Source organism: Dactylosporangium sucinum (assembly GCF_014647515.1).
Classification (GTDB): domain Bacteria; phylum Actinomycetota; class Actinomycetes; order Mycobacteriales; family Micromonosporaceae; genus Dactylosporangium; species Dactylosporangium sucinum.
In genome coordinates, this window is the sequence record NZ_BMPI01000024.1 from 246 (window position 1) to 26,034 (window position 25,789).

The 25,789-nt window shown below is 71.1% G+C and carries 28 protein-coding genes; 16 read left to right on the forward strand and 12 right to left on the reverse strand.

All coding sequences use genetic code 11. The annotated features are described in order from the left end of the window. Positions 1-155: 155 nt before the first annotated feature. Positions 156-749, reverse strand: a complete 594-nt coding sequence (locus IEZ31_RS23930) for a hypothetical protein (protein WP_190252192.1) — start codon at positions 747-749, stop codon at positions 156-158. 223 nt (positions 750-972) lie between these two features. Next, entirely contained in the window at positions 973-1,200 is a 228-nt protein-coding gene (locus tag IEZ31_RS23935; protein WP_373294674.1) for a GntR family transcriptional regulator, read from the reverse strand. A gap of 170 nt (positions 1,201-1,370) precedes the next feature. On the opposite strand from IEZ31_RS23935, the gene IEZ31_RS23940 reads away from it, so the two are divergent. From IEZ31_RS23940 to IEZ31_RS23950, 3 genes are all read left to right on the forward strand, one after another. Continuing rightward, positions 1,371-1,601 carry a hypothetical protein gene (locus IEZ31_RS23940; RefSeq protein ID WP_190252194.1) on the forward strand — a complete coding sequence of 77 codons (231 nt, stop codon included), beginning with the start codon at positions 1,371-1,373 and terminating at the stop codon, positions 1,599-1,601. 275 nt (positions 1,602-1,876) lie between these two features. Next, positions 1,877-2,839, forward strand: coding sequence for a hypothetical protein (locus IEZ31_RS23945; RefSeq protein ID WP_190252195.1), 963 nt, complete (start codon positions 1,877-1,879; stop codon positions 2,837-2,839). A gap of 35 nt (positions 2,840-2,874) precedes the next feature. Then, a complete protein-coding gene (locus IEZ31_RS23950) occupies positions 2,875-3,225 on the forward strand; it encodes a hypothetical protein (RefSeq protein WP_190252196.1) in 351 nt (116 codons plus the stop codon). A 469-nt stretch (positions 3,226-3,694) separates the two neighbouring features. On the opposite strand, the gene IEZ31_RS58220 is transcribed toward IEZ31_RS23950, so the two are convergent. The 3 genes from IEZ31_RS58220 to IEZ31_RS23960 all read right to left on the reverse strand — a co-directional run bounded on the left by IEZ31_RS58220 (position 3,695) and on the right by IEZ31_RS23960 (position 4,996). Further along, positions 3,695-3,817 (reverse strand): hypothetical protein, encoded by a 123-nt coding sequence (locus tag IEZ31_RS58220; protein WP_268241686.1) that lies wholly within the window; start codon positions 3,815-3,817, stop codon positions 3,695-3,697. Positions 3,818-4,478: 661 nt separating this feature from the next. Then, positions 4,479-4,739 (reverse strand): Txe/YoeB family addiction module toxin, encoded by a 261-nt coding sequence (locus IEZ31_RS23955; RefSeq protein WP_190252197.1) that lies wholly within the window; start codon positions 4,737-4,739, stop codon positions 4,479-4,481. Beyond that, on the reverse strand, positions 4,736-4,996 hold the full coding sequence (locus tag IEZ31_RS23960; RefSeq protein WP_190252198.1) for a type II toxin-antitoxin system Phd/YefM family antitoxin: 261 nt from the start codon (positions 4,994-4,996) through the stop codon (positions 4,736-4,738). The genes IEZ31_RS23955 and IEZ31_RS23960 overlap by 4 nt, the downstream gene beginning before the upstream one ends. Positions 4,997-5,129: 133 nt before the next feature. On the opposite strand from IEZ31_RS23960, the gene IEZ31_RS23965 reads away from it, so the two are divergent. The 4 genes from IEZ31_RS23965 to IEZ31_RS23980 all read left to right on the forward strand — a co-directional run bounded on the left by IEZ31_RS23965 (position 5,130) and on the right by IEZ31_RS23980 (position 8,291). Continuing rightward, a complete protein-coding gene (locus tag IEZ31_RS23965; protein ID WP_190252199.1) occupies positions 5,130-5,351 on the forward strand; it encodes a hypothetical protein in 222 nt (73 codons plus the stop codon). 112 nt (positions 5,352-5,463) lie between these two features. Continuing rightward, complete coding sequence (locus IEZ31_RS23970) at positions 5,464-5,985, forward strand: SigE family RNA polymerase sigma factor (RefSeq protein ID WP_229835787.1); 522 nt, start codon at positions 5,464-5,466, stop codon at positions 5,983-5,985. Continuing rightward, a complete protein-coding gene (locus IEZ31_RS23975; RefSeq protein ID WP_190252201.1) occupies positions 5,982-7,373 on the forward strand; it encodes a hypothetical protein in 1,392 nt (463 codons plus the stop codon). Before IEZ31_RS23970 ends, IEZ31_RS23975 begins: the two co-directional genes overlap by 4 nt. Before the next feature lie 84 nt (positions 7,374-7,457). Continuing rightward, a complete protein-coding gene (locus IEZ31_RS23980; protein WP_190252202.1) occupies positions 7,458-8,291 on the forward strand; it encodes a polysaccharide deacetylase family protein in 834 nt (277 codons plus the stop codon). On the opposite strand, the gene IEZ31_RS23985 is transcribed toward IEZ31_RS23980, so the two are convergent. Further along, positions 8,282-8,488, reverse strand: a complete 207-nt coding sequence (locus IEZ31_RS23985; protein ID WP_190252203.1) for a hypothetical protein — start codon at positions 8,486-8,488, stop codon at positions 8,282-8,284. The two genes, IEZ31_RS23980 and IEZ31_RS23985, sit on opposite strands and share 10 nt — an antisense overlap. A 381-nt stretch (positions 8,489-8,869) precedes the next feature. Here IEZ31_RS23985 and IEZ31_RS23990 point away from each other — a divergent pair, with 381 nt between their 5' ends. Then, positions 8,870-9,796 (forward strand): ricin-type beta-trefoil lectin domain protein, encoded by a 927-nt coding sequence (locus tag IEZ31_RS23990; protein WP_190252204.1) that lies wholly within the window; start codon positions 8,870-8,872, stop codon positions 9,794-9,796. A 105-nt stretch (positions 9,797-9,901) separates the two neighbouring features. Here IEZ31_RS23990 and IEZ31_RS23995 read toward each other — a convergent pair whose 3' ends face one another. Then, positions 9,902-10,537 carry a hypothetical protein gene (locus IEZ31_RS23995; RefSeq protein ID WP_190252205.1) on the reverse strand — a complete coding sequence of 212 codons (636 nt, stop codon included), beginning with the start codon at positions 10,535-10,537 and terminating at the stop codon, positions 9,902-9,904. Between the two features lie 383 nt (positions 10,538-10,920). Here IEZ31_RS23995 and IEZ31_RS24000 point away from each other — a divergent pair, with 383 nt between their 5' ends. Beyond that, positions 10,921-11,442 carry a SigE family RNA polymerase sigma factor gene (locus IEZ31_RS24000; protein WP_190252206.1) on the forward strand — a complete coding sequence of 174 codons (522 nt, stop codon included), beginning with the start codon at positions 10,921-10,923 and terminating at the stop codon, positions 11,440-11,442. Beyond that, positions 11,435-12,604 (forward strand): hypothetical protein, encoded by a 1,170-nt coding sequence (locus IEZ31_RS24005; RefSeq protein ID WP_190252207.1) that lies wholly within the window; start codon positions 11,435-11,437, stop codon positions 12,602-12,604. The genes IEZ31_RS24000 and IEZ31_RS24005 overlap by 8 nt, the downstream gene beginning before the upstream one ends. A 49-nt stretch (positions 12,605-12,653) precedes the next feature. On the opposite strand, the gene IEZ31_RS24010 is transcribed toward IEZ31_RS24005, so the two are convergent. Beyond that, complete coding sequence (locus IEZ31_RS24010; RefSeq protein ID WP_229835788.1) at positions 12,654-14,294, reverse strand: glucuronyl esterase domain-containing protein; 1,641 nt, start codon at positions 14,292-14,294, stop codon at positions 12,654-12,656. A gap of 286 nt (positions 14,295-14,580) precedes the next feature. On the opposite strand from IEZ31_RS24010, the gene IEZ31_RS24015 reads away from it, so the two are divergent. Next, positions 14,581-16,887: a hypothetical protein gene (locus IEZ31_RS24015; protein ID WP_190252209.1), complete on the forward strand. Its 2,307-nt coding sequence runs from the start codon at positions 14,581-14,583 to the stop codon at positions 16,885-16,887. Between the two features lie 78 nt (positions 16,888-16,965). On the opposite strand, the gene IEZ31_RS24020 is transcribed toward IEZ31_RS24015, so the two are convergent. Beyond that, entirely contained in the window at positions 16,966-17,628 is a 663-nt protein-coding gene (locus tag IEZ31_RS24020) for a macro domain-containing protein (protein WP_190252210.1), read from the reverse strand. Between the two features lie 72 nt (positions 17,629-17,700). Between IEZ31_RS24020 and IEZ31_RS24025 the strand changes: the two genes are divergently transcribed. Next, positions 17,701-19,269, forward strand: a complete 1,569-nt coding sequence (locus tag IEZ31_RS24025) for an ADP-ribosyltransferase domain-containing protein (protein ID WP_190252211.1) — start codon at positions 17,701-17,703, stop codon at positions 19,267-19,269. Here the strand turns inward: IEZ31_RS24025 and IEZ31_RS24030 are convergent. After that, positions 19,229-20,206, reverse strand: coding sequence for a homocysteine S-methyltransferase family protein (locus tag IEZ31_RS24030; RefSeq protein WP_190252212.1), 978 nt, complete (start codon positions 20,204-20,206; stop codon positions 19,229-19,231). The two genes, IEZ31_RS24025 and IEZ31_RS24030, sit on opposite strands and share 41 nt — an antisense overlap. A 309-nt stretch (positions 20,207-20,515) precedes the next feature. Further along, positions 20,516-20,971 (reverse strand): winged helix-turn-helix transcriptional regulator, encoded by a 456-nt coding sequence (locus tag IEZ31_RS24035; RefSeq protein WP_190252213.1) that lies wholly within the window; start codon positions 20,969-20,971, stop codon positions 20,516-20,518. Positions 20,972-21,052: 81 nt separating this feature from the next. On the opposite strand from IEZ31_RS24035, the gene IEZ31_RS24040 reads away from it, so the two are divergent. The 3 genes from IEZ31_RS24040 (at position 21,053) to IEZ31_RS24050 (ending at position 23,256) form a co-directional block, all read left to right on the forward strand. After that, positions 21,053-21,199, forward strand: coding sequence for a hypothetical protein (locus IEZ31_RS24040; RefSeq protein ID WP_229835789.1), 147 nt, complete (start codon positions 21,053-21,055; stop codon positions 21,197-21,199). Continuing rightward, a complete protein-coding gene (locus IEZ31_RS24045) occupies positions 21,199-21,591 on the forward strand; it encodes a TIGR03618 family F420-dependent PPOX class oxidoreductase (protein ID WP_190252214.1) in 393 nt (130 codons plus the stop codon). The genes IEZ31_RS24040 and IEZ31_RS24045 overlap by 1 nt, the downstream gene beginning before the upstream one ends. An 87-nt stretch (positions 21,592-21,678) precedes the next feature. Next, positions 21,679-23,256 (forward strand): cellulose binding domain-containing protein, encoded by a 1,578-nt coding sequence (locus IEZ31_RS24050; protein WP_190252215.1) that lies wholly within the window; start codon positions 21,679-21,681, stop codon positions 23,254-23,256. Positions 23,257-23,400: 144 nt separating this feature from the next. Here IEZ31_RS24050 and IEZ31_RS24055 read toward each other — a convergent pair whose 3' ends face one another. Beyond that, on the reverse strand, positions 23,401-24,741 hold the full coding sequence (locus tag IEZ31_RS24055) for an SPFH domain-containing protein (protein ID WP_190252216.1): 1,341 nt from the start codon (positions 24,739-24,741) through the stop codon (positions 23,401-23,403). Positions 24,742-24,819: 78 nt separating this feature from the next. On the opposite strand from IEZ31_RS24055, the gene IEZ31_RS24060 reads away from it, so the two are divergent. Then, positions 24,820-25,746 carry an NAD(P)H-binding protein gene (locus tag IEZ31_RS24060; RefSeq protein WP_190252217.1) on the forward strand — a complete coding sequence of 309 codons (927 nt, stop codon included), beginning with the start codon at positions 24,820-24,822 and terminating at the stop codon, positions 25,744-25,746. Positions 25,747-25,789 lie beyond the last annotated feature (43 nt).

Genomic DNA, 25,789 nt, shown 5'->3' on the forward strand with positions numbered 1-25,789 from the left:
AGCTGGACAGACCACCACCTTGACCTCCATTCGGGCGCGTGCACACGTCGTCCGACTCACCCTTTTTGCCGCGGTTCGACCGGCGAAACTGGACGGGCCGACATCCGACCGGGCTCGCGCGACATTCGCCCTGGTTGCCCTTCCCGCCATGGTTCTCAGGGTCGATCCAGCGGGCGGACATGAGACTTCGGTGGTTCGCTCGGGCCGTTGTTGCCCTCATAGCTGCCGAGGCTCACCGACGACAGGCGTTCGTCCCAGCTGTCCCAGTTCGCCTGCTTCTTCGACGCCCAGTAGGAATTGTCGTAGCCCAACAGGTCGCCGAAAGCTTCGTTCCGCTCGACTCGGTCGGGCCTGCCGAAGGCGGCGAGGAAGTCGTCGTAGGAGCGGAGGTGGCGGAAGTACGTCAGATGGCCGCGGTCTGCACCGTACAAGGCGAAACCAACGACAATTCCAGCCGCGATCTTGTAACTGACGTGCCCGTGAAGGTGCAACATGCCGTCGGCGGTGATGACGCTGTCGATGACCTCGTCAAGCGGGATACGCCTGCCGTCCGCAGCGTAGTACTCGCTCTCGATGCCCGTGCTGCTTCTGCCGCGCCGGACGATCGGGGAGAACGTGACTTCCTTGATCCGCGCGCGGTCAATGGAGGTGGCGGCGTTCGATCCGTAGCGGGCGCCGGCCAGGCTCAAGGTCGACAGATCGAGGTCAGGCCGGGCGAGGATGCCAAGGTTGTCCAGGATCTCGATCATCGAGCCGAGGATAACGGCCCCGGTCGGCCTCGACGCGACACCGCTCCCGCCCGCTGGGTGCTTTTGGGCTGACTGTCAGCCCGCTCAGTGGATTGCCGACAACTTCGGCGAGGTGGTTCGCATGGTGCATCGTCCGCTCCACCATGTTGACCAGGTCTTCCGTGGCCTGACATAGACGATCTCCGACGACCGGAGATTGTCTTCCCGGGGTTCCCCCGGCTTCCTACCGGCCCTTGGGGTCGGACACGTAGGTCCCGCGCTGCGGCAGTGTGAAGACCAGGCCCCGGTCGCGTAGCTCCTGCACGGCTCGGCGAGCCGTACCGCGCGCCACGCCGAACTCCTGTTGGATGGCCAGTTCGCTCGGAATGGGCTTGTTCGGCTCCAACTCCCCGCGCTCGATCCGCCCGGCGATGACGTCCGCCACCTGGACGTAGATCGGAGTTGGGCTCATCGGGTCAACCATCGACGGACCGTAGCTCTCTGTACGTCCTAAACGTCCTGGCGGCACGTCCTAGACGTACAGGACGTATACCCTTAGCCTCGACTACAGAGCGTGGTGGTCTGAGCGGATGGAGCCAGGGTCACCCCGCTCCTCCAAGAAATCAGCCAGCGGGAGGCAGCATGAGCGACGTTCGGCACGTAGCTAACCGGCCGAGCTGGCATTGCGCGACGTGCGATGAGCCGTGGCCCTGCCGGGAGCGCCAGATCAAGTTCCTGGAGGACTACCAAGGTCGCCGCCACTTCCTGCGCGCCCTGCTGGCGCTGTGGATGTACGAGGCGGCCGAGGAGATGGGCGTCAGCGCCGGGGACCTCCACGAGCGCTTCGTCGGCTGGAGCCTCACCCGGCGCTGACGCCCCTCGCTCCTCGGGTGCGCGTTTGACTGGGTGTATTTGGCCGGTATCTGGCTGAATGATCCGAACTCGACCGTTCCCCGCCCTCCGTGTCGCCGAGGCCGTAGCGGGCCATACCTGCGCGACGACAGCCGGTTTCTCGCTCGCCAAGGTTTAGGCGTGCGCGCACAATCGTTTTCGTGTTAGCGCCAGTTGTCCGAGACAACAGTTCATGGACGAAGCTGCCCTGCCTAACGTGCGGGCAGACGGTCAAGCGTCAGCGCGACGCGTGGTCGATGATCACTGGCACCCGCTCGGGAAGCTGGATCGCGGCGTTTCCGGCTGGACCTGCGCTAATGCGCCTGACCAGCCGTACGGTCCCCTCCGAGCCGACGTATTTGCTCGGCATTGTCCATTTCGACTGCGTGCCTGGTGTTCGTGCGCGGCTGCTGAACGGGGAGATCGAGTTTCACGAGGGTCTCACCGTGACCAAGTACGAGGCCGCCCATCCCGACGATCCTGCACTCCAGATGCATCTACCGGCGGGAGAGAACGACTGTCTGCTATGCCAGTCGAACGACGGGCCGTTGACCGAGGAGCACCTGTGGTCTGAGTGGATCTCCAACTATCTCACGTCTCACGGTGCGTGGTTTCCGCAGAATCGAGGCTTTGAGACGGCGCCAGCGGGTCCGCGCCCACCTGTGCTGTGCGATGACTGCAACAACCGCTGGGGCAGCGTCCTGGAGGGTGACGTCAAGGCGATCATGGTGCCGATGTTTGAGGGAACTTGGCACCTCGATCGGGCGCAGCAGGAGCGGCTCGCAGTGTGGGCGACCAAGACGGCGTTGGTTCTCGACTCGTTGAATCCGGTTCGCGTCGTCCCGCGTGCCGTCGGGCACGCCCTCCGGCTGGGGCATCGTCCGCCGGACGGCGTGACGGTGTGGATGTCGCCGTTCCTAGGTACGACGCGCGCGCTCGCGGCTTCGTCGTCCCCGCTGCACTTCCCGTTCCCCGATGAAGAGCCGGACCCGAGCCGTCAGCCGAACGCCTTCGTCGCGACGTTCACGGTCTTCCGTGTGGCATTCCAGGTCTTGATCAACTTCGCGGTGGGTGAGTTGGAGCTCTCCGGCGGGCGTCCGGATGTCGAGGCGTGCCTGATGCGGATCTGGCCGACCGAGCACGACCGGATCGACTGGACCAGCGGGCCGGTCTTCTGGGACCACACGCTGGAGTTGCTCGATCGGCGGATCCATGACTAGCGGGAGACGTTGGGGCTCGCCCTTACATTGATGCCATGGACAGCGCGCTCGTGGGCGTCTTCATCGGCGGCGGGCTGGCCCTTGTCAGTACGACCGTCGTGCAGGTGATCGTCGTGCCTTGGGCCCAGGCGCGGATCCGGCGGCGGGAGCGTTGGGAGGACAACCTTCACGAGTTGTCGAAGCTCCTCGAAGAGGAACTGCCGCAGGCTATCCGAGATCATGGCTTCGCCCTCATGGACGTCGTGCGCACTGCTGGTTCCGAGATCGTGTGGAAGAAGGGCGTCCCCACCGAAGGCCGTACCTCGCTGCCAGCCGCGAAGAGGAGACTCTCCGGGCGAAGCTTGACCTACTGTCTGAGCGGCACGCCCGGATGGTGCGGCGTCTGATCTGGTACAACCACGCCTCGCCGGTCTGGCTCGACATCGAGGTGCGGTCTGCCCAACTAGAGGAGACGATCCAACTCCAGACCTCGGTGGTCCCCCTCCACGTTCAGGCGGAGTTGGAGGACACGGGCGACACGTGGCTGGCCGCGAGTAGGGCGTGCGAGGGTCTCGCCAACTTGGTGGAGCCGATCGCTACGTCGATGCGACCGCCGAGGCGCCGGTTCGTTCACGGTCTCTCGGAAGAGTTGCGTGACGTAGGTCGCAAGGTCCTTCGGCGCCGAAAGCCAACACAGGGGGTCGCGGCGGCCGAGGCTGGGGAGGAGCCCGCTACTCGTCCTGTCGGCGAACCGGAAACGGTCCCAGCTTCCCCTCGTGAACCGGATCTCCCTGCGTGACGCCCCTTCTTCGAGAAGACAGTGCCGCCCTCGGCCGAAGCGATGGCCGAGGGTGGCCGACGGTTCCGTGCGGCCTGCTACTCGGCGGACACCGCGCAACGCAGCCGAGCTGCGCTGACGTTGCGAGGGTGGAGGCTCCGGGTGGCGGAGGTGTAGACGCTGTCGTTGTAGGTGAAGACTCCGGCGTCCCACACGATCACCAGCGTCTCCGTCCCGCGCTTCGCGCTCAGCTCCGCCCGGTCGTCGCCTTCACCGCCACGAGGACCTTCCAGCCGAACGGCTTCAGCTCCGCGGAGCGCCTCGGCCTTCGGCCGCCCACTTCGAGGCCGCCGCCTCGGCCTTCCTGCTCGCCTTCGCGGCGGGCGTGGCCGGCGTGGGCTTCGCCTTGGCTGGCCGGGCGGGTGCCTTCGCCCGGATCAGCTCGACCAGTTTCCCCTTCGGCATGCGCGTTGTCGGCGACAGCCCCAGTTCCCGCGCGAGGGTCACGAACTGTGCCTGGGTCCGGCTCTCCAGGTCCTCGCTCGGGTCCGGCTCGGGAGCTACGTGCCGGAGGTAACCGGGGGCCGACCCCGGTTACCTCCCATGGCCGCTGCGCGGCCACTGGCTGCGCTGCGGGTCGCGTCCACCGAGGCTTGCGGCTGGCATGGCTGAACGGACCACCACCCTGGTCTCCGGCCGGCCTCGCGTGCCGTTCGCCCACTCGCCCTATTCGCCACGTTTCGGATTCGTTGAGTTGGCCTGGGGACAGATTGAGACTTCGGCTGTGGTCGGGTCGCAACTGGCGACCAGGGGATTATGAGTCCTCGGCTCTGACCTGGTGAGCCACTGCTCCGGAGCTTCGGGGGGGTACCACGCGTCAGTTCAGGAATAGTGGTACCGGCAGGCGATGATATGCACGCCATCGGCAGTGGCTACGTACACCAGTCGATGCTCCTCGTCGATCCGCCGCGACCAGTAGCCGTCGAACTGGTGTCGTAGCCGCTCCGGTTTGCCAATGCCGTCCGCGTTGCCGTTACGGAGGATATCTTCGATCAACTGGTTGATCCGTCGCAGCAGCCTGCGATCATTGCCCTGCCACCACAGGTAGTCGTCCCAGGCGTCCCGGTCCCAGGTGATCTTCACTCGGCGTTTCCGGCCAGCTCATGCTCCTCGACCTCACCCTGACGGTGCCGCTCGATGGCGGCCTCCAGCCGTCGTGCGTTCGCCGGGCTGGCCTGCAGGTATGCCGTCTCGCGCAGTGATTCGTACTCACGCAGTGAAATGACGACCATCGGGTCGTGGCCGACGCGGGTGATCACTGCTGGTTCGGCGTCTTCCTCGACGCGGTTGAGGGTGGCTGCGAAGTTCTGGCGCGCTTCGCTGAATGTGACGTGACGCATGTCCTATCCCCTTCGGATGTACAGTCCATTGTACATCGAGTGCATCACGTTCGGCAGAGCGTGAACGTCGTTGTCGCCGTGGCGCTCTCATGGATCGGGCCGATCGCTGCGGCGCGGCGAGGGGGAGAACTCCGTGGCCGGGCGGGAGCCGCGCATCAACAGTGCCCCCTGCGGTGTGAACTGGTCAGGCGTCCAGATGGCGCGACGCCGGGGACGGGAAGTCATGCCGAACGACCGCCTGCGGACCGCCATGCCGGAACGTGGCATCACGCCAACCGGCCTCGCCGACGTGCTTGAAGTCGACTCCGAGAGCGTCGAACGCTGGATCGGCGGCCGGCTGCGCCGTAGCCGCTGAGGAGGTGATTCACCCGGGACCGGCGACTCGGAGCGCGGGCCGCGCCGGGGTTCCAACCCGCCGGGGGCCTGGAGGCATGTACTCGGGTAGAGGTGTCCTGGGGAGGAGTCGGGTGGTCGACGAAGAGGGTTTCCGTGAGTTCGTGCGGGCACGGCTGCCTCGGCTTTCCCGGGCCGCCTACCTGCTCGCCGGCGGGCATGCCCAGGCCGAGGATCTCCTGCAGGTCACGCTGATCAAGGCTGCGCTCGCCTGGCCGCGCATCTCCAAGGCGCAGGACCCCGAGGCCTACGTGCGCAAGATCTTGTACCACGAGCATGTCCGCACCTGGCGGCGCCGGCGGTGGCTGGAGGAGTCCACCGACGCCGTGCCGGAGCGGGGGCACGCCGAGGACGAGACCAGCCGGACCGTGTTGCGGGTCGTCCTGAAGGAGGCGCTCGCGCGGCTCACGCCCCGGCAGCGGGCGGTCATCGTGCTGCGGTACTTCGAGGATCTGTCCGAAGTCGACACCGCCCAGGCCATGGGCGTCACGACCGGGACGGTCAAGAGCCAGACCAGTCACGCGCTCGCGCGGTTGCGGAAGCTTGCGCCGGAGTTGGCCGAGCAGGTCGAGGAGTCGATGGAGGTGCGGCCATGAATCGGTTGGGCGAGTTGCTCGACGACCTTGCCGACGATGCGAAGCTCTACGACGTTACCGATCTTGCCTTGTACGGGGCGACCCGGCAGCGGCGGACGGTCGTCACCGCGCGGGTCGTGCTCAGCGTGCTCGCCGTTGTCTGCCTCGTCGGCGGGGTTGCGATCTTCCTGCCGCCGCAGCAGTTCGGGAGCGCCGGGCCGCCCGAAGGTGGGCCCGGCCGGCTCGACGGGGCGCCGCCGGCTCTCGTGCAGCCGCTGCTCGACACGCCCGCGCGCGGATCGCTCGCCGGGGACGCCGGCTTTGCCAGCGGGGTGCTCGATCGCATCGTGCAGGAGCCGGAGGCGTTCGGGCTGCCCGGGGACGGGGCGCGGTTGCGGATCCTCTTCGCCGGTGACGTACCGGGGAATCGCCGGCTGGTGCTCGTGGCGGGAGTGACGTCCGCTCCTCGGATGATCAACCTCGTCGGGCCGCGCGGGGCGAAGCCCGGGCGGCTGGAGCTCACGGGCTGGTCCGACGTCAGCGAGCCGGTGGTGAAGGACGAGTGGCGCGACACCGGCAACCGCGGGTACGTGCTGGTGTTCGGGCCGGCCGGATACGACACGTCGGTGTCGTCCGGGCCGCGCTACCGCGCCGACGGGACCGTCGAGCGGGAGTGGACGGCGGAGCCGGCGGGGTACGTGCTGCGCGACACCGCGAAGCTGCCGGCCGGGCTGCGGTTGCGGATCGGCCGCGGGGACGACGTGCTCTACGAGGGGCCCGTCGCGTCGGCCGGCGCCGCCCGGACCGGGAACGTCGACCCGGCACCGCTGTTCGGGCGGGGCAAGCCGGCGCCGCGGGCGGCCGAGGCGGCCGCGGACGCGCTGGCGTACCAGTTCGGGCTCACCGGCCCGGACGTGCACTACGTCGTGCTGTGGAGCGACGACTTCCAGGTCGACGACCCCAACGGCGGCGGCTCCGGTCTGGGCCAGATCGCCACCGTCATGGCGGTGACGAAGGACGGCGGCGGCCCGTACACGACGTTGGCCACCGACACGAACCCGGAGCCGAACGGGCGCAACCACCCGACCGGCGGCGGCATCGGCGGCGACCCGGCGAAGGCGCTCATCGCCATGCGGTTGCCCACGTTCAGCTGGGACGAGCCCGACACGCTGAAGGTCATCGCGCCGCCGGCGGCGGTGCGGTTCGAGGTGCGGCGGGGCGATGCGGTGCTCGCCAACGGAACCCTGACCAACGGGGTGGGCGGGGTCGAGCTACCGGGACCGCTCGCCGCGGTCACGGTGCGCGCCTACGACGACCACGACGCCGTCGTCGCCGAGCACGCCTTCGCCGACCTCGTCGCCGGCGCCCCGCCGGCCGACCCGTTCGAGCCCGAGATCAAGGGCTGGTGACCGGCGCTCCGGGCGGGGGCGAAACCGCGGGCGAGCGGGACGGAGGCGAAGCCGAGGGCGTCCGTCCCTGCCTACGCTCGGCGCATGTTCGTCCGTGTCGTCAAGGTGCGCTGGGTACGCCTGCTGGTGGTTGCGTTGCTGCTGGCCACGACCTTCGTGGTGGCCCGCGCCGTCACCAGCCGCGGTCCGCGTCCGCTCCCCGCCGATGCCCATCCGTCGGCGTTGCCGGGCGCCGGCTCGGGCGCGTCGCCGAGCGCCTCGCCCTCCGCCGGCGTCTACGCCGACCGCCTGCCGCGGTTCGACAAGGCACCACCCGCCGTCCGTCCGGCCGCGGTCGTCGAGGACGGCGGCGTGCCGTGGGTCGCGCGGGTGCCGACCGACCAGCGAGTCGCGTTCGTCACCATCGACGACGGCTGGGTCAAGCATCCCGAGGCGGCCGAGCTGCTGCGGGAAGCGCGCGTGCCGGTGACCCTGTTCCTCACGATCAACGCCATCAGCGACAACCCGGGGTACTTCCGGACGCTGCAGGACCTCGGCGCCGTGATCGAGGCGCACACGATCACCCACAACAAGCTGTCCGGTCTGTCGTACGACGCGCAGCGGCAGGAGATCTGCGGCTCGGCCGACCGGCTCGCCGAGCTCTACGGCCGGCGGCCGACGCTGTTCCGGCCGCCGTTCGGCGAGAAGGACGCGACGACGCTGCGCGCCGTACGCGACTGCGGGATGAAGGCCGCGTTCTTCTGGAAGGAGTCGGTCAACCAGGGCAACGTGTGGTACCAGGAGGTCAAGGTCGTCCAACCGGGCGACGTCATCCTCATGCACTTCCGGGACCAGTTCGTCGAGGACTTCATCGCCGCGCTGCGGGGCATCAAGACGGCCGGGCTGACGCCGGCGCTGCTGGAGGACTACTACTCCTGACCGGCCGGGTCGGCCGGGTCGCCGGCGGTGGGCGCGCCGGCGAGGAAGCGGCGTGCCGACTGTGCGTGCGAGCAGGGGAAAGCGACCAGCCGTGCCCATGAGGCCAGGCAGCCCTCGCATATTCCGTCTCGCTCGACGTGCTGCTCCAGGAGTGCGAGGGCCTCGCTGCGGGTTTCGGGTGCCCGGTAGTCCTTCATGGCGGTCCTTGGTGAGGATGCTGACGATCGCGTCACAGGGCAGGATCGCGGCGCACGCAGCCAGCTGTTGAGCCGCGCCTCCAGCCACGTCGCCTCGTCCACCCCGCCTGGAAGGTGTGTCTGGTTGAACGGGCGTGCGTCGACTCGCTCGGGTTACTCGGGTCGGCGGGAGTGTCGGGAAGGTGTCAGATCTGCCGGAGGGTGAGGCGGGCGGGTGAACCTGCATTTCACCCTCGGGCGATCTCATCGGCGTACGGCAATGGCCGCTACCGTCCGGTGCATGCTGGTACGGACGCCCGGCCGCGATGACGCCGAGTGCCGCGACACGAACACCCGGCCGCACCCGAGCCGGCGGCCCACGGTGGAGCCGGCGGCCGGCAAATGACGGACCCCGACCGGACGGAGCCGGGCACCGCCGGGCCGGAGCTCGACGACGAGCCGCTGCTCGTACGTCCCTACGTCCACCTGCTGCAGCACGCGGAACACCCCGCGGACGACGTCATGGGCGGCCCACCACCGTCAGCCGGTCAACCCGAGGATCACGGCCGGCCCGCGGCGACGCCCGGCCGCGCCGGCCCGACCCGCTCGGTCGGGCGGATCGGCTCGGCCCTGACGAGGCACGTCTCGACGGTGCATCGTGGCCGACGCCGCCTGCTCTCCGTCGGCTCGGGCGCGCTGATCCTGCTGACGGGCACCACCGCACTGGTACTCGCCGTCGGCGACCAGCCGGCGGCGCCGGCCGCGGACGTGGGCGGGGCCGCGGCGGGCCCCGTGCGGGCCGCACCGTCGTCGCCGGCATCGATCACGCCCTCAACGGCCGGCGCGTCGTCCCGGCCCGGCCCGCCGCCCGGCTCTGCGTCGCCGCCCCATCCGTCGGACAGCACCCAGCCGAGCGGTCCTCCTGCGCTCGACGAGCAGCCCGTGCCGGGGCAACCGCCGCCGGCCGGCACCCGCACCGGGCGGATCACCGCCGTCTCCGGGCTGTGCCTTGACGGCGCCGCCGGCCCGCACGCCGACAGGATCCGCAGGTGGGACTGCGACGGCAGTCCGGGCCAGACCTGGACCGTGGCGGGCGACGGCACCGTTCAGGCCCTGGGCCGGTGCCTGCAGGCGGCGGCCGGCCACGTCACCCTGCAGACCTGCGACGGCGGCCCCGCCCAGCAATGGCGGTCAGGATCCGCGGACTCGCTGATCAATCCGGCGTCGGGGCTGTGTCTCAGCGGGCCGGACGACGACCCGGGCAGCAGGGGCCCGCAGCGCACGGCGGCCTGCAACCAGTCCGACGCGCAGCGATGGACCATGCCGTAGCGCCGCGCCGGCGCCCAGGGCACTCGGACCGTCTCGACGGCCCGCTTGTCCTGGGCGCCGGCCGCTCTGCCGGCTCATGGGCGTGCTCGGATGCACCGAGAACTGCTACCACCCGTAGGGGGATCGGCTCGCCGAGGTGGGTTGGCGCTGGGCGGACTCGTCGGTCCCGCTGGCCCAGCGCTCGGTGTCGTAGGGCTCCGGGGTGGTGTACGGCGCGGGGACCGTGGCCGGCTCGGGTTCGGCGTCGCGGTATGCCGGGTTCAGGCCGAGCCCTTCGATGCCCAGCGGGCGCTGCGGGGTCTCCGTCGTCTCGGGCGCCTCGGCGGCGGGTTGTGGCCAGCGGCGCCAGCGCTGCCTGCTGGCCGCCCCGACCAGGAGCAGCACGCCCAGCACCATCGTGGTCCCGCTCCGGATCGGTGCGGTCAGGTCGAGGTGCCGGCCGGCCACCCAGAGGTCGTCGGTGAACAGGTTCATCGTCTGTGCCGGTGCGACGAGCAGCATCGCGTAGCTCAAGGTGTACGCGATGCCGATCGCCATCGCCCCCAGCGGCGAGAACCGCAGCGTGCCCAGCAGGCCCAGCAGCAGTCCGGCCGCGGCGAGCAGCGCCACCGGCCGCGCGAAGTCGGCTGCGTGCAGGGTGCCGGTGAACGCGCCGGCGGACCGGACCTGGCCGAGCGCCAGCAGCACCCAGGCCAGCGGAGCGATGACGATCGCAGCGATCAGGGTTCGAATGTGCCGCATGGTCGGCCCCCTACCACGTGAGCCGGTCGGTGTGCGGCCGGACACGAGCCTCTGGTCGACTGCTGGTGATTGCGCGCAATGTCCATCCTCCTCGGGCTTGGGTCGGTTTGTTCCCTCTCAAGGAGCGGGCGAGCGGTGCGCACCGTCACACCCACGAGGCCCGGGACGGGTGGAAGACCCGCGACCGAGGTCGGTACGGCAGGTCGACGCCGCGGCGGCGGGCGGACTCGCGGCCCCCCGCGAGTCCAGGCCGAACGGAAACCCGCGGCACGCGACCATGCGGTAAAAGATCTTCGCAACCCCCGTCGGGCGCCAGGCGTGTCGACGGTGCCTGCTCAACAAGGGGCGGGCGACAGGGGAGGAAGGACAGTGTGACCGCGACGATGACACGCAGCGATGCGGTGCCGAACGTCGATGTCCAACGCGACTTCGACGAGTTCTACGCGGCGGCGTTTCCGGTGCTGCGATCCCAGCTCTTCGCGTATCTCGGCGACCGGGCCGAGGCGCAGGACGTGGTGCAGGAGGCGTTCTGCCGGGCGTTCAGCAAGTGGAAGACCATCAGCACCTACCAGGACCCGTTCGCCTGGGTCAGGCGGGTGGCCTGGAACCTGGCCACCAGCCGGTTCCGGCGCCGCCGGACCGCGCTGAACTTCCTGCGCGGCCAGCGCGAGGAACACATGGAGGGACCCTCACCGGACCGGATCGCCCTGGTGGCGGCGCTGGCGAAGATCCCGGCGCAGCTGCGCAAGGCGGTGGTACTGCACTACATCGGCGAGCTCACGGTCGCCGAGATCGCGGCGCAGGAAGACGTCGCGGAAGGCACGGTCAAGAGCTGGCTGAGCCGGGGCCGTGCGGCCCTCGGCGAGCAGCTGGCGGAGCGCAAGGGAGGCAGGAACAATGTCTGAGTTCGACGACCTGATCAACGACGCCCTCGGGGACTTCCGCGCCACCGAGGCCACAACCCCGGCCATGACGCCCGGCACGGCCGCCGTGCGGGCCACGGTCAAGCACCGGCGCACGGTACGGCTCACCACGCTCAGCGTGCTGGGCGCCTTGCTCATCGCCGCGCCGATCGCGGCCTTCGCCGCCGATCCACACGGCAACAACCCGCCACCGATCCCGGGTGGGTCGCCGGGGCCGGTCGAGCCGTCCACGCCGCCGGCCAGCCCGTCGGCCGCGGCGCCGACGTCCGCGCCGCCGGACGGCGTGATCACGCCGGCCCAGCTCGGCGCGGTCGACGTGGACTTCCCGGCCTTCGCCAGCGGGCAGTGCCCGACCAAGGGGGTCAAGCTGGCGACCAGCAACCCGAAGGGCCAGACCAGGGCGTGGGTGGAGCAGGTCGTCCACACCGACCTCGACGGTGACTCGGCCCTCGAGACCGCCGCGCTCGTGCTGTGCAAGCCCGGCGAGGCGCCGGCGAGCCAGGTCCTCGCGTTCGACCGGGACGCGGCCGGCAACGTCGTGCTGCTCGGCGTGGTCGTCCCCGAGAACGCGCGGGCCAACGTCCGCGACATCAGGCCGCGCACCGGCGGCGGGATCGTCGCCGACATCTCCGACTCCATCGCCTGCTGCGGGCAGGATCCCAGCTCGGAGCGGCACCAGGACCGCGAGTACGGCTGGGACGGCACGAAGTTCAAGCAGCTCGCCGGCCCGACCGCGTTCGGCGACGCGTCCCGCGTGACCGACCTGCAGGTCACCGTCACCGACGTGGTCCTCGGCCCGGTCACCGACGGCAAGCGCACCGGCACCGCGAAGGTCACGGTGAAGAACAACGGCCCGAACGCGTCCGGCCGCTTCTTCGTCGACCTGTCGAACTGCTCCTTCCCCTGCTCGGGCGACAACCCGGCCTTCGAGAGCGGCTGGGTCTTCGGCAGCGACCAGTCGCCGCACGCCCCGCTGGCCGCCGGCGCCCAGCTCAGCGAGACGATCACGGTCACGGTGGACGCGTCGTTCACCGAGGGCACGGTCCAGGCGTTCGTGACCGCGGTCGGCCTCAACGACAAGAAGAACGTCGACGACCCGAAGCCGGACAACAACCAGGTCACCTTCCGCATCCGCACGAGCTGACACCTGCGCGACGAGGGGCCCGGCGAGCAGCCGGGCCCCTCGCCATGGGCTAGCGGGCGGTGCAGGTGGGGGTGAGGCCGGTACCGGTGCCCGTGCCCTGGAAGCCGAACTCCGTGTACTGGCCGGCGGCGACGGTGCCGTTGTAGGCGACGTTCGTGAACTGGACCGCGCCGCTGTTCCCGCTGCGGTCGGCGTTCCAGGCGTTCACGATCGTCGCGCCCGCCGGCAGGGTCGTGCCGACCGTCCAGCCGCTGATCGGCGCCGCGCCGGCCGTGACCCGGATCGTGGCCACGAAGCCGCCCTGCCACTGGTTGATCGACGCCGTGGCCGTGCAGCCGCCCGGGGGAGGCGGCGTCGACGCCGACGGCGACGCGGAAGCCGACGCCGAGGCGGATGCGGAGGGGGACGCCGACGCCGACGCGGACGACGACGGGAGCGTCCCGCTGAGGGTCGGGGTCGTCCAGTCGCGCCACTCGGCGAGGTTGCCGGCCGCGCGGCTGGAGATGCGCATGGTGCCCGCCGCGTTGCCGGTTCTCACGAGGTACTTCTGGATGTTCTGCTGCAACGGGGTGCGCCACTCCGGCCGGTTCGCGCAGTGCGTGCCGTCCTGCACGTCCGACCAGTACGTGATGTTCTCGCCGGCGCCCAGGGCCTTGTAGACCTCGGCGCCGCCGAGCGCCGCGACGCTCGCCGACTTCGGCCCGAGGTTGACGATGTGCGGGTTGTCCATGATGAACAGGCCGCGCGGGGCGACCATGGCCACCATCTCGTGGGTGTCGACCGGCAGCCGGGCCGGGCTGCCCGTGAACGAGCCGAACGCGTCGCCCAGCCACGGCTGCTCGCCGTAGGCGCTGCTCAGGCTCTGCGCCCCCTCGCCCGGGATGCCGCGGAAGATGGGCACGCCGGCGCTGCCCGACTCGATCGGCATCGTGAGGGCGATGCGCTGGTCGAACGCGCCGATGACGAAGGCGCCCTTGCCGAACCGGGAGCAGCCGGTCACGCCGGTCGCGTCGGCCCGCAGGATGCTCCCGCCGGACTGCTCGATGACGTCGATGATGCGGCTGACACCCCAGGCCCAGGCCATGAGCAGGCCGGTCGGGCTGGTCGCGCCGTAGACGGTGTAGAAGGCGCCCTGCTTGTTGGTGCGGGGCGTGCCCTCGCGGCCGACCGAGTACGGGTCGTAGCTGATGACCGCGGCGCCGGCCGCCTTGATGGCGGCGGTGTCCGCGCCGAAGCCGCCCACCACGACGACCGCGGGGAACGGCCCGGTGCCGCTGGGCAGGTCGACGCTCGCCGAGAAGCTCGAACTGCGGCCGTTCTGCGCCACGTTCACGGTGATGCCGGTCCGCGAGACGGTGCCGGTGACGCCGGCCGGCTTCGCGGGCTTCTCGCCGTACACGAACTTCTCGGCCAGCTTCTTGACGAGCGTCCGCTGGCACCGCCAGTCCGCCTTGGTGGTGATGCGGGAGCCGTCGAGTCGCTTGAAGGGGTCGGGGAGCCGGGAGTTGGTGGGCAGCGCGCCCGCGTCGGGCAGGGCCGGCACGGGGCAGTCGGCGCCCTCGTCCTCGACGCCCGCGGCGGCGGCCTGCGCGGTCGTGGTCCGCGCCAGCACCGTCACCGCGCCGGCGAACGCGACGGTCAGGGCCACCGCCAGGACGACCACCGCCGGCCGGAACTTTCGGTTGATCACCAGGCGCTCCTTCCTTGGAAAGTTGCGCCGAGAATCCGGCAACATTTCGGCAACTGTCAATGCGGTCGGTCTTTCGAAAATCGTGCTGTGCAGGTCGGATGGCGAACGGCCGATGTACGCACGTGAAAACAACGGTTCGGAAACCTGTGTCCAGCGGTCCCACGCGTGGAAATGTTTCGAGGTCCGCTTCGGGCGGAATGTCGCACCGGATCGCGGGGGATCCATCCGCGTGCGACGATGGCCTCATCCCGCGCGATCGCGTGGAACTTCACGGGGGAGTTCTGCCATGCGTGTTCATCGCCCTACCCTCAAACACCTCCTGCCACTGCTCGCCGCCGTCACGCTCGCCGTCACGCTGCTCGCCGCGCCACCCGCGGCCGCCGCGGCCGACAAGTGCGGCGGGACGCTCGCGTTCGGCGAGGTCGCCGTCTGTTCGGCGCTCACCACCGAGCCGGACGTCTTCACCGTCACCACGACCCGGGCCAACGACAAGCTGTTCGTGATGACCAGCGGCGGCACCGGCTCGCCGGTCGGGTTCACGCTCGTCGACCGGCAGGGCACGGTGCTGTGCTACCTGCACACCCGCGAGTGCCAGCTGGCGAAGGCGGGCACCTACACGATCAGGGCCGCGCTGCAGTATGGCGAGAGCGGCAACTACAGCATCTCGGTCGAGTCCATGCGCACGCCGTCCGCGTGCACGACGCTGCCCGGCACGTTCTTCTCGTTCGCCTCGACCGGCGTGACCGGGACCCTGCCGACCGGCTCGGCGGGCACCTGCTTCCGGTTCCACCAGCCGGTCGGCAGCGTGCTGCAGCTGTGGGCGCCGGCGAGCGGGTCGGTCCAGGGGACGATCCTCGACGGGCAGTTCCAGCCGGTCTGCATGGTCCGCTACGCGCAGGTCTGCAAGCTGGCCACGCCGGGGCCCTACTCGCTGAGCCTCTACGACTACTACGGCGCCGCCTCGCCGTACACGCTGCGGATGGCCCGGATCTCGAACGCGGCCGGCTGCGCGCCGCTGCAGCTGGCGGCGTTCGGCGACCCGGCCGGCCAGGCCGGCACCGGCAACCTGCCGGCCGGCGACGGCGTCAGCTGTCACCGGCTGCGGATGCCGTCCGCCGGGACCGTCGGGATCCGCATCTTCAACTCGCAGAGCCTGTTCTGGCAGCTCTACGACGACGCGGGCAACCTCGTCTGCGACAGCTCCGCCCTCCGGCCGGCGTGCGGTCTGCCGGCCGCCGGCGACTACACGGTCGTCACCACCAACCGCGACTGGAACCCGGTCAGCTACCGGATCGCCGCGCCGGCGCTGTTCCGCAACGCGGGCTGCGCGGCCGGCACCGGCCTGTCCTGGGCCCAGGACGCGCTGGTCGTGCACCAGACCTCGGCCGTGCAGACCAACTGCCAGCCGTTCCACGGCAACGCCGGCGACCGGGTCGTGCTCTACTCGGCGTCGATCAACTACAACTACGTCTCGTCCTGGCTGGTCGACAGCTCGGGCCAGGCGCTGTGCACGAGCTACAGCCCGGAGGACGGGTGCGTGCTGCCCGCGACCGGCACCTACCGGGTGCTGTCGTTCCTGGCCTACTGGGATTCCAGCAGCACCGACGAGGCCTACAAGCTGCAGGTCCGGCGGCTCTCGCAGCCGGCCGGCTGCCCGGTCGTGCGGCCCGGTGCGTACAACGCGGATCCGGCCGGCGCGCTCGGCCCGGTCCGCTGCCGCATCCTGAACATCGCGACCCCGGGCACCTACGTCGCCCGCGCCTACCGCGCCGACAACACCCTGCTCTACGGATCGGTGTACGACAGCACGGGCCACCGGGTCTGCGACGACAGCGCGTACTGCCAGATCCCGGCGGCCGGGCGGTACACGATGGTGCTCGACGGGCGGGTGCCCGGCTCGGTCATCGACAACGACGTCGCCTACGTGACGACGGTGCTGCCGATCGAGCCGTCGGGCTGCCCGGTGGTCGCGGACGACGGCGCCGCCTTCCGGGCCGAGTTCACGGCGCCGGGTCAGTACCTCTGCCGGCAGCTGCCCGGCGCGGCCGGGTCCCGGGTCGTCGAGCTGCAGCCCACCGACGCGACCGGCTCGGCCAACCCTTCGGCGTACGTCGTCGACGCGACGGGCGCGTACATCTGCGACGGCGGCTGGCAGCTACGGCAGAGCAGCTGCCAGCTCAACGGCACCGCGCCGTTCTACGCGATCCTGACCGAGAACGCGGGCAACGCGCCCGGGGCGTTCACGACCGCCTTCCGGCGCGTGGACGGCCCGCCGTCCTGCGCCGAACTGCCGCGCGGCGGCAGCGGGGCGACGGTCACTGCCGACGCGGACCACTTCGCGTTCTGTTTCACCGTCCCGGCCGGCCAGCACGCGTCCCGCGAGACGTTCACCTGGCAGCGCACGGCGGGCGCGGGCGCGGCGGCGCTCTCGGTGTTCGACGCGGGCGGACTGCGATACTGCGGGCCGACACCGGCGTACGAGGAGCGCACGGTCACCTGTAGCCTGCCCGACGGCCCGGTGACCGTGATCCTGGAGACCGGTGCCGTCGCGGGTACCTACGGGATCACCCACAGGGACGGCACCACGCCGTGACCGGCGGGCGCGCCCGGCCGAGCCGAGGGACCCCGGCCGGGCGCGCCCGCAGCGCCGACGTCGCGGGCGCGGGCGGGATCAGCGGCGGGCGGCCGGGGGCGTGATCCGGACGCGCTCGGTGTGCGGGCGGGTCTCGATGTCGGCGAGCTGGCCCACCACCGTGGCGCGCAGGTCGTCGTAGTCGCGGAACGCGTAGTCCCCGAACAGGGCGTGGCCCGCCCACATCAGGTTGGCGCAGACCTGGGGCGGCACGCTGCCCGTCGCGGCGCCCATGCCCACCAGGGCCACCGAGCGGATGCTGCCGGGCTCGCGGTCGTTCTGCATGTGGATGGCCTGGAAGGCGGCGGCGCAGGCGAGGGCCACGTTCAGCGTCGCGCTCACGTCCTCGACCGACGCGGTCATCGTCGGGGTCGAGATGAGGTACCGCGGGTTCGCCGCCCCCGACGCCACGCAGACGGCGCCGCCGATCGGCAGCGAACCGCCGAACTTCGCGCGGATCGCCTTCTGGACGCGCATCTGGATGCCGGCGCCCAGGTGGCGTTTGATGACCGCGTCGACGCCGCCGTCCATCCGGCCGTGGGAGTTCGTCGGGCTGACCCAGGCGTCGACCTGCTGGTCGAGGATCGAGCCCTTGGTGATCTGCACGTCCGGGGCGTCGGCGAAGGCGGAGAGCCAGGCCTCGACGACCTTTGCGTTGACGTCGCACAGGACGACGCGGAGCGGCTGGTGATCGGCTGTCATGGGTCACGAATATAGAAGAGGCCTCCTATGATCGGCCCGCAGACGCCCGACCACCCCCACGGAGCCGCCGAGATGACGAGCGACAGCACCGACCCGTTGGCCCTCACCGAGCTGTTCACCGGCGGCGGTGAGCCGTGGCTGCCGCTGCTGCGGCCGGTGATCGAGGCGCAGCCGGGCGCCGGGACGTTCATCGGGCCGGGCCGCAGCCCGCAGGTCGTGCCGGTGCGGGAGCTGACCTTCCAGGCGCTCAAGCCGCACCCGCCGCACAAGTGGAAGGTCGTCGTCTTCGGCCAGAACCCGTACCCGCGGCCGGAGAGCGCCACCGGCATCGCGATGTTCGACAACACCTTCCACGACTGGGCCGACAGCCAGTTCGGCAAGACGGTCAGCATCCGCTGCATCATCAAGGGCGCGGCGATGTGGAAGCACGACATCCCGAAGAAGACGCCGATCGCCGACATCCGGGCGCTGCTCAAGCGGCACGACACGGTGCAGCCGCCGGAGTGGTTCCAGGCGATGCTCACGCAGGGCGTGCTGCTGCTCAACGCCTCGCTCACCGCGAGCGCCGACGGCGCCATGGCGACCGACCAGCACACCGCGTTCTGGCGGCCGGTGGTCGAGCGGCTCGTGGAGGAGATCCTGCGGGCCAAGCAGGACGCCGAGAATGAGCAGGACCGCGGCGTGGTGTTCGCGTGGTGGGGCGCGCACGCGCGCAACCTCAAGTCCCTCGTGCAGCGCCTGCAGCGCAAGTACCCCGGGGTCGAGGTCCGCCACATCGACCACTGCAACCCGGCGGCCCAGGGCGACATCTTCTGCGACGGCGACCACTTCGGCCAGGTGAACGCGGCGCTGGCCGGCCTCGGCGCCGACGAGGTCGACTGGTTGCCGAGCACGGGGTGGAACGCGCAGCGGACGGCGACGGCCGACCGCATGGGCGCGTTCATCGCGTCCACGATGGAGCTGCACAAGCTGTACCTGGAGCGGCTGGCCAGCGTCAAGGACGAGGGCCTGGCCCTGCCCGCCATCACCGGCGTCTTCGACACGCCGCTCATGGACTTCCGCGAGGCCGTCGCGCCGGCCGCCAAGGTGCTGTCGGGCCTCGACTGGCACGTCGAGACGTCGCACCGGTTCGGCCTGGCGGCGACCGGCGCCGGCCTGACCGCGGACGAGGCCGCCGCCCTGTACCTCTACACCTGCGAGTCGGCGTTCTACCGGCAGATCAACGCCACCCTCCGCCACCCCGACCGCGGGCGCCTCGCGCCCTACCTGCCGTACCTCCGCCTCCTCTTCTCCGCCGTCTCGCGCCTGCCCGCCCGCAAGGAGCCGCTGTGGCGCGGCGTGGCGCTCGACCTGCGCGCGCAGTACCCGCTCGGCCAGACGGTCACCTGGTGGGGCGTCTCCTCGTGCACGTCGAAGCTCGGCGTGGCCCAGGCGTTCCTCGGCAGCCGCGGCAAGCGGACCCTGTTCGAGGTGCGCCCCGCCCGGGCCGTGGGCATCCGCAGCTTCTCGGCGTTCACCGGGGAGGAGGAGTTCATCCTCGCCCCCGGCACGCAGCTCGAGGTGACGAACGTGAAGGCCGAGCGGGGCGGGCTGTGCACGGTCACGCTGACGGAGCTGGACCAGCAGCAGATGGTGTCGTGAGCGGCGCGCCGCCCGGCTGGGAGAGAGCGCGGGCCAGGGAGCGGACGTGGCGGGCGTCCGTGCCGCAGCAGCCGCCGAAGACGGTCAGCCAGGGCAGGGTGTCACGCAGGCCGCGGTGCAGGCCGCCGAACTCGGCGGGGTCGCCGGCGTCCAGGGCCGGGGCCTCGTCCAGCTCGGCGTGGCTGAGGCGGGAGGCGTTGGAGCGCAGGCCGCGGATGCGGTGCGTCCAGGCCGCCTGCGGGTCGAGCGCCGGCGCGAAGTGGTCGGGGTGGGCGCAGTTGAGCATGTAGTACGCCGGATACCCGTCGGTCGCCTCGTCCGTGCGGACGACCGCCTCGGCGAGCGGCATGCCCGTGGGGAGGGTGCCGTCGGTCTCGACGGTGAACGAGATGACGACGGGCCGGCCCTCGGCCCGGGCCGCGCGGGCGACGCCGATCGCCTCCTCGGGGTACCCCATCGTCATCGCGGTGACGAGGTCGGCGCCCCTGAGCTGGCGGATCTGCACGGCGTGGTACTCGGCGGCGCCGTCGGTGTCCAGCAGCTGCTCCGGCCGGTAGCCGTCGCTGCGCGGCCCGACGCAGCCGCTCACCACGACCGGCCGGCCGGTCGGCTGCTCGTCGCGGATCCGCAGGAGCAGCTCGACGGCCTGCCGGTTGGCGCGGGCCAGGCCGGCGGCGTCGTAGCCGAGCTTCGCCGCCCAGCCGGGGCTGGCCCGCCAGGTCGCGGACTCCAGCACCAGGCCGGTGCCGGCCTGCGCGGCGACCGCCACGTACTCGCGGAAGTAGCCGTCGAGCAGCCGGGTGCCGGCCTCGCCGGACAGCAGCGTGAACGCGGCGAACTCGGGCAGCTCGGCGCCCTTGTTGAAGATCAGGTCGGTCTCGATGCCGCCGTCGGCCAGGAAGACGTCCGGGCCGAGCTGCGGAAGTTCGTGGGTCATGGCGTCTCTCCAAGCGGCCGTGAGCTGGCTGGTCGTGTCCACGTGGGGAGTGCACGGCCCGCGCCGCCAGGCGGTTCGGCGGTGCCGCATACCGGACAGGATAGTTGCACATGTCACATCGTGTTTCGTAAACATATGTCCGGGTAAGCGGGCAACCGTGGAGACGACCGCGCGAAGTAGCAGCAGGCCAGGGACGGTGAACGAGGCGCAGCGCGCCGGGGCGGCGGAACCGGAGGACGACCTGTCCTGGCTCGCGCTGGAGAGCGACCCGATCCCGGCCGGACCGCACGCGGACCGGCGGTTCGTCCTCTAGCCGGCCGCTCCCGGCCCCGGGAGGACGTCCACGTCGGTGGCGTGCATCGGGCCGCCACACGCCGAACAGACCGGCTCGACGTGGGCGATCTCGCCGCAGGCCCGGTGGCGGTACAGCACCGGGGGGCCGGCCTCGCCGGCCGTCCAGCGATCGCCCCAGCGCACCATGACCGTGAGCAGGTCGCACAGCTCCGCGCCCTTGCCGGTGAGGACGTACTCGTGGCGCACCGGCCGCTCGGAGTACTCCCGCCGCTCCAGCACGCCCTGCTCGACCAGCCAGGTCAGCCGCTGGGTGAGCACCTTGCGGGAGATGCCGAGGTCGCGCTGGAGCTGGTCGAACCGGTTGATGCCCACGTAGACGTCCCGCAGGATCAGCGGCGACCAGGGCTCCCCGATGACGTCGAGCGTCCGGGCGATCGAGCACGCCATGGCGGCGAACTGTGTGCGCTGCATGTTCCCGATGATAGTTCCCTCAAGAGACTCATTGGTGTAGCGTGAGTCTCCTGAGGGAACTTATTGGTGGGAGGGTACCCCATGAGCAGGCCACCGGTCGTGACGGCCGACGAGTGGCGGGCCGCGCCGTACGGCCGCCGGGAGGCGTGGGAGGACTCGCCGGAGGGCTGGCCGCAGACCCCGACGATGCAGTGGCTCCGGCCGCACGACGAATACGAGGTGCGGTGATGACCGCGTTGCCCGAGGGGGTGACCCGCCTGGTGGACGGGGTCAACATCGCCCACATCGCCACCGTGCTGCCGGACGGCGCGCCCCACTCGGTCCCCGTCTGGATCGACCGCGAGGGCGACCGCCTGGCCGTGCTGACCTCGCTGGGCTCCCGGAAGGCCCGCAACCTGACCCGCGACCCGCGCGTGGCGATCTCGGTCGTCGACCGCGAGCGCCCCCAGGCGACGGCGCTGATCCGCGGCCGCATGGTCGCGGTCCTGGACGGCGACGAGGGCTGGCGGGTCATCGACCGGATGTCCGCCAAGTACACCGGCGGCCCGTACCCGCTGCGCACCGACCGCGTGGTGCTGCTGTTCGAGGCCGACCGTGCCGACGCGTACGACTTCGGCTAGTGCGGTGCGGTGGGGATTGACTTTTAGTTAAGTTTCTTTATCGTTGAGCCTCGATAAGACCTTCTGCTCCTCATCATGGAGGCAGTGATGGCACTTCGAAGGCTCGCCCTGGCCGCCGCCGCGATCCTCGCCACCGCCGGGGGCGTCGCCGCGGTCACGGCGCCCGCGCAGGCGGCGGGCTCGCTCACCGCGACCCTCACGTACGACTCCGACTGGGGCTCCGGCTACCAGGCGAAGTACACGATCACCAACGGCACGGCCGCCACCGTGACCGCCTGGAAGGTCGAGTTCGACCTGCCCTCGGGCTCGGCCCTGGGCAGCTACTGGGACGCGCTCATGAGCCAGTCCGCCCAGCACGTCACCGCGGACAACCGCACCTACAACGGCACCCTCGCGCCCGGCGCCTCGACGACGTTCGGGTTCCTCGTGTCCGGCTCCGGCAAGCCGGCCAACTGCAAGATCAACGGCGGGAGCTGCGCGGGCGTCGTCGACACGCAGGCGCCGAGCGTGCCCGGGAGTCTCCGCGTCACCGGCACCACCTCGTCCAGCGTCAGCCTCGCCTGGAACGCGTCGACGGACAACGTCGGCGTCACCGCCTACGACGTCTACCGGGGCGGCACGCTCGCGGCGACGGTGACGGGCACCAGCGGTACCGTCGCGGGACTCTCGCCCTCGACGGCCTACACGTTCACCGTGAAGGCGCGCGACGCGGCCGGCAACGCGTCCGGCGCGAGCAACCAGGTCAGCGCGACCACCAACGCCGGCAACCCGGACAACCCGGGTGGCTCGACGATCCCCGTCGCGCCGTACGTCGACATGGGCGCCTGGCCGACGCCGAGCCTCACCGACATGGCCACCGCCGGGAACCTCAAGAGCTTCACGCTCGCGTTCGTCAACAGCGCCGGCTGCAAGGCGTCCTGGTTCAACGCCTACGACCCGCGGGCGGCCTGGGCCCGCGACCAGATCGACGCCATCCGTGCCCGGGGCGGCGACGTGAAGATCTCCTTCGGCGGGGCCAGCGGCATCGAGCTCGCCCAGGCCTGCTCGACGCCGGCCGCCGTCGCCGCCGAGTACCAGGCGGTCGTCGACGCGTACGCGCTGAAGTACATCGACCTCGACATCGAGGGCGCCGCCGTCGCCGACCCGACCTCGGTGAACCGCCGCTCGCAGGCCCTCGCCCTGCTGCAGGCGGCCCGCCCGAACGTCAAGATCTCGCTGACCCTGCCGGTGCTCCCGGAGGGCCTGACCGCCGACGGCGTCAACGTGGTCCGCTCGGCCCGCGACGCCGGCGTCAACCTCGACCTGGTCAACGTCATGGCGATGGACTACCAGCGCTCCAGCGGCGACTACGGCAACTTCGCCGTCCAGGCCGCGCAGTCGACCTTCACCCAGCTCAAGGGCCTGTACCCGGGCAAGACCGACGCCCAGGTCTGGCGGATGGTCGGCGTGACCCCGATGCTCGGCAAGAACGACGACGGCGGCACGTACGACCAGAACGACGCCCGCCAGCTCGTCGCGTTCGCGCAGACCAACCACCTGGGCATGCTGTCCTTCTGGGAGACGACCCGCGACCGCAACGCCTGCAACGGCGCGCTCTACATGTGCACGAACATCCCCCAGCAGCCCTACGAGTTCAGCCGCATCTTCGCGGCCTACACCGGCTGACCCGCCCGTCCTCGCGATGTGGTAGCGAAACTGGGCCTATAGCACCAGTTTCGCTACCACATGACGCGCGCCGGTTGACACGGTGGCGGATGCGTCGGTCATGCCGAGGAAGCTGCGCCGCAAGCTGCGGACCTCCGTTCTCGGCTAGCGCCCCGGCAGGGACGAGCGCAGCGCGGACAGGATGGTGGTCAGCTCGGCCAGCAGGCCGCCCACCGTGGTCTGGTCGGTGCCGCCGATGGTCACCGTGCGCAGCTCGGCCGGCTTCGGCAGCTTGGCCACGATGTCGGGCAGTGCCGCCACCAGGCTGGCCTGGATGTGCTCCGGGGACTGGTCGTTGTCGATCGCCGCGCGCTGGCGCAGCCGCTCCAGCTCCAGCAGCGCCTGCTCGTGCTGGGCCTGGGCGCGGGCCGCGGCCAGCTCCAGCTCGGCCTCGGCCGTCAGCCGGGTCAGCTCGGACTCGCGGGCGATGCGCAGGCGGCCGATCTCGGCCTCCTCCGCCGCCCGCTCGCGCTCCAGGGCCAGGGCATGCCGGCTCGTCGCGTCCTGCAGGTCGGCGAGGGCCCGGGCGTCCTGCTGCTCGCGCTGCGACCGGCGCAGCCGCTCGGACGCCTCCCGGTCGAACTGCAGCGCCGCGCTGCGGGCCCGCAGGTCGGCCAGCTCGCGGTCGTTCTCGATGACCTGGGTCTCCCGCTGCCGGCTCGCGGCCAGCTCGCGCCCGCCGATCGCCTCCTCCGCGGCCAGCTCGGCCAGCCGGGCGATGCGGCCCTGCTCCGAGCGGTACGGCTTCTGCAGGTTCTCCCACAGCCGCGCCGAGCTGACGACCGCCTCCTTGATCTGCACGGTGACGATCCGCAGGCCGACGCCCTCGGCGACGGCGCGCAGGCGGGCGGTCAGCTCCTCGATGATGGGCTGCTTGTCGCTGAGCACGGCGCCGACGCTCAGCGTCGCCACCTTGTCCTTGATGGCCGCCTCCGCCTGCTCCTTGAGCTGCAGGTTGACCACGCGCATCGGGTCCTCGGCGTCGGCGAAGTCGAGCTTGCGGTACGCCGTCGCGAAGTCCTCGATGATCCACTGGACGTAGGCCTGCACCAGGACGCCCTGCAGCTCGCTGCAGATGCAGTACGCGTTGATGAGGATGGTCTGCATGGCGCCGGGCACCACGAGGTACGAGTCGGTGTTCGGGTTGTACCGGAACGACACGCCGAGGCCCACGTGCAGCGGCTCGGTGTGGCCGCGGCGGGTGTGCACGACGAAGGCGTTCGGCGGGACGAGCACGGTCTTCCAGCGGCCGAACCCGGTGACGCGGACCTCGACGGCGCTCGACGTCGGCGAGGCCGCCTCGCCGCCGCCCCGCTGGCGCCCGCCGCCACCCTGGGGCGCGGGTGCGGCGGCCGGTGCGGGCGCGCTCCGCTTCGTCCGCAGGTCCGCCTCCAGGCGCTCCTGCTGCCTGACGACCTGATCGAGGTACGAGTTGCTGCTGGACATCTGCCGGCTTCCTCTCGGACGGTGACGGCCCAGTCTCGTCGGCGGTGTCAAGCCCGCGCCCCCGGGTAGAGCTGCGGCATGCCGATCCTGGTCACCGGGGCGGGCGGAGCGGTCGGAGGCGTCGGGCGGCGGGTCGTCGAGCTGCTGCGCCGCCGGGAGCTGCCCGTGCGCGCCCTTGTCCACCATGACGACGAGCGGGCGAAGGCCCTGCGTCAGCTCGGCGCCGAGGTCGTCGCCGGCGACCTCACGAGCGGCGCCGACGTCCTGCACGCGATGAGCGGCTGCGACCGCGTCTACTTCGGTCTCGGGGTGTCCGAACGGTACCTCGAGGCGACCGTCACGACGGCGGCCGCGGCCCGTCAGCTGGGCGGCCTCGACGTCTTCGTGAACATGTCGCAGATGACCGTGTCGCAGATGAGCATCATCAGCTCGGTCGAGTCGCGCCAGCAGCACCAGCAGTGGCTCGGCGAACGGGTGCTCGACTGGTCCGGCCTGCCCGTGGTCGAGATCCGGCCGACGATCTTCATGGAGAACCCCATCTTCACCGCCTCGATCCTCGACTCGATCGAGCGGGACGGCACCATCCGGCTGCCGTTCGGCACCGCGCGCACGTCACCCGTCCTGGCCGGCGACGTCGCCGAGGTGGTCGCGACGGTGCTCGCCGCGCCGCGCCGGCACATCGGCCGCGTGTACGAGCTGACCGGCCCCCGCCCGGTGACGGCGGTCGAGCTGGCCGTGCAGTTCGCCGAGGCGCTCGGGCGCCCGGTCACCTACGTCGACCTGCCGTACCGCCGCTGGGTCGACGAGGTCCTGGACCCGCTCGGGCTCCCGGAGCACGTGGCGGACCACCTCGCGACGATGGTGCGCCTGCACGCCCTCGGCCGCTACGACCGGCACAGCGACGACCTCCAGCACCTCCTGGGCCGCCCGCCCCGCGGCGTGCCCGAGTACGTCCGCGAGCTGCGCGAGGCGAGGACCGTCACCGGAACCGGCCGCGAGCGCTGAACGCACGCCGCCCCGCCGGGCGCTGGTCCGGCGGGGCGGGTGC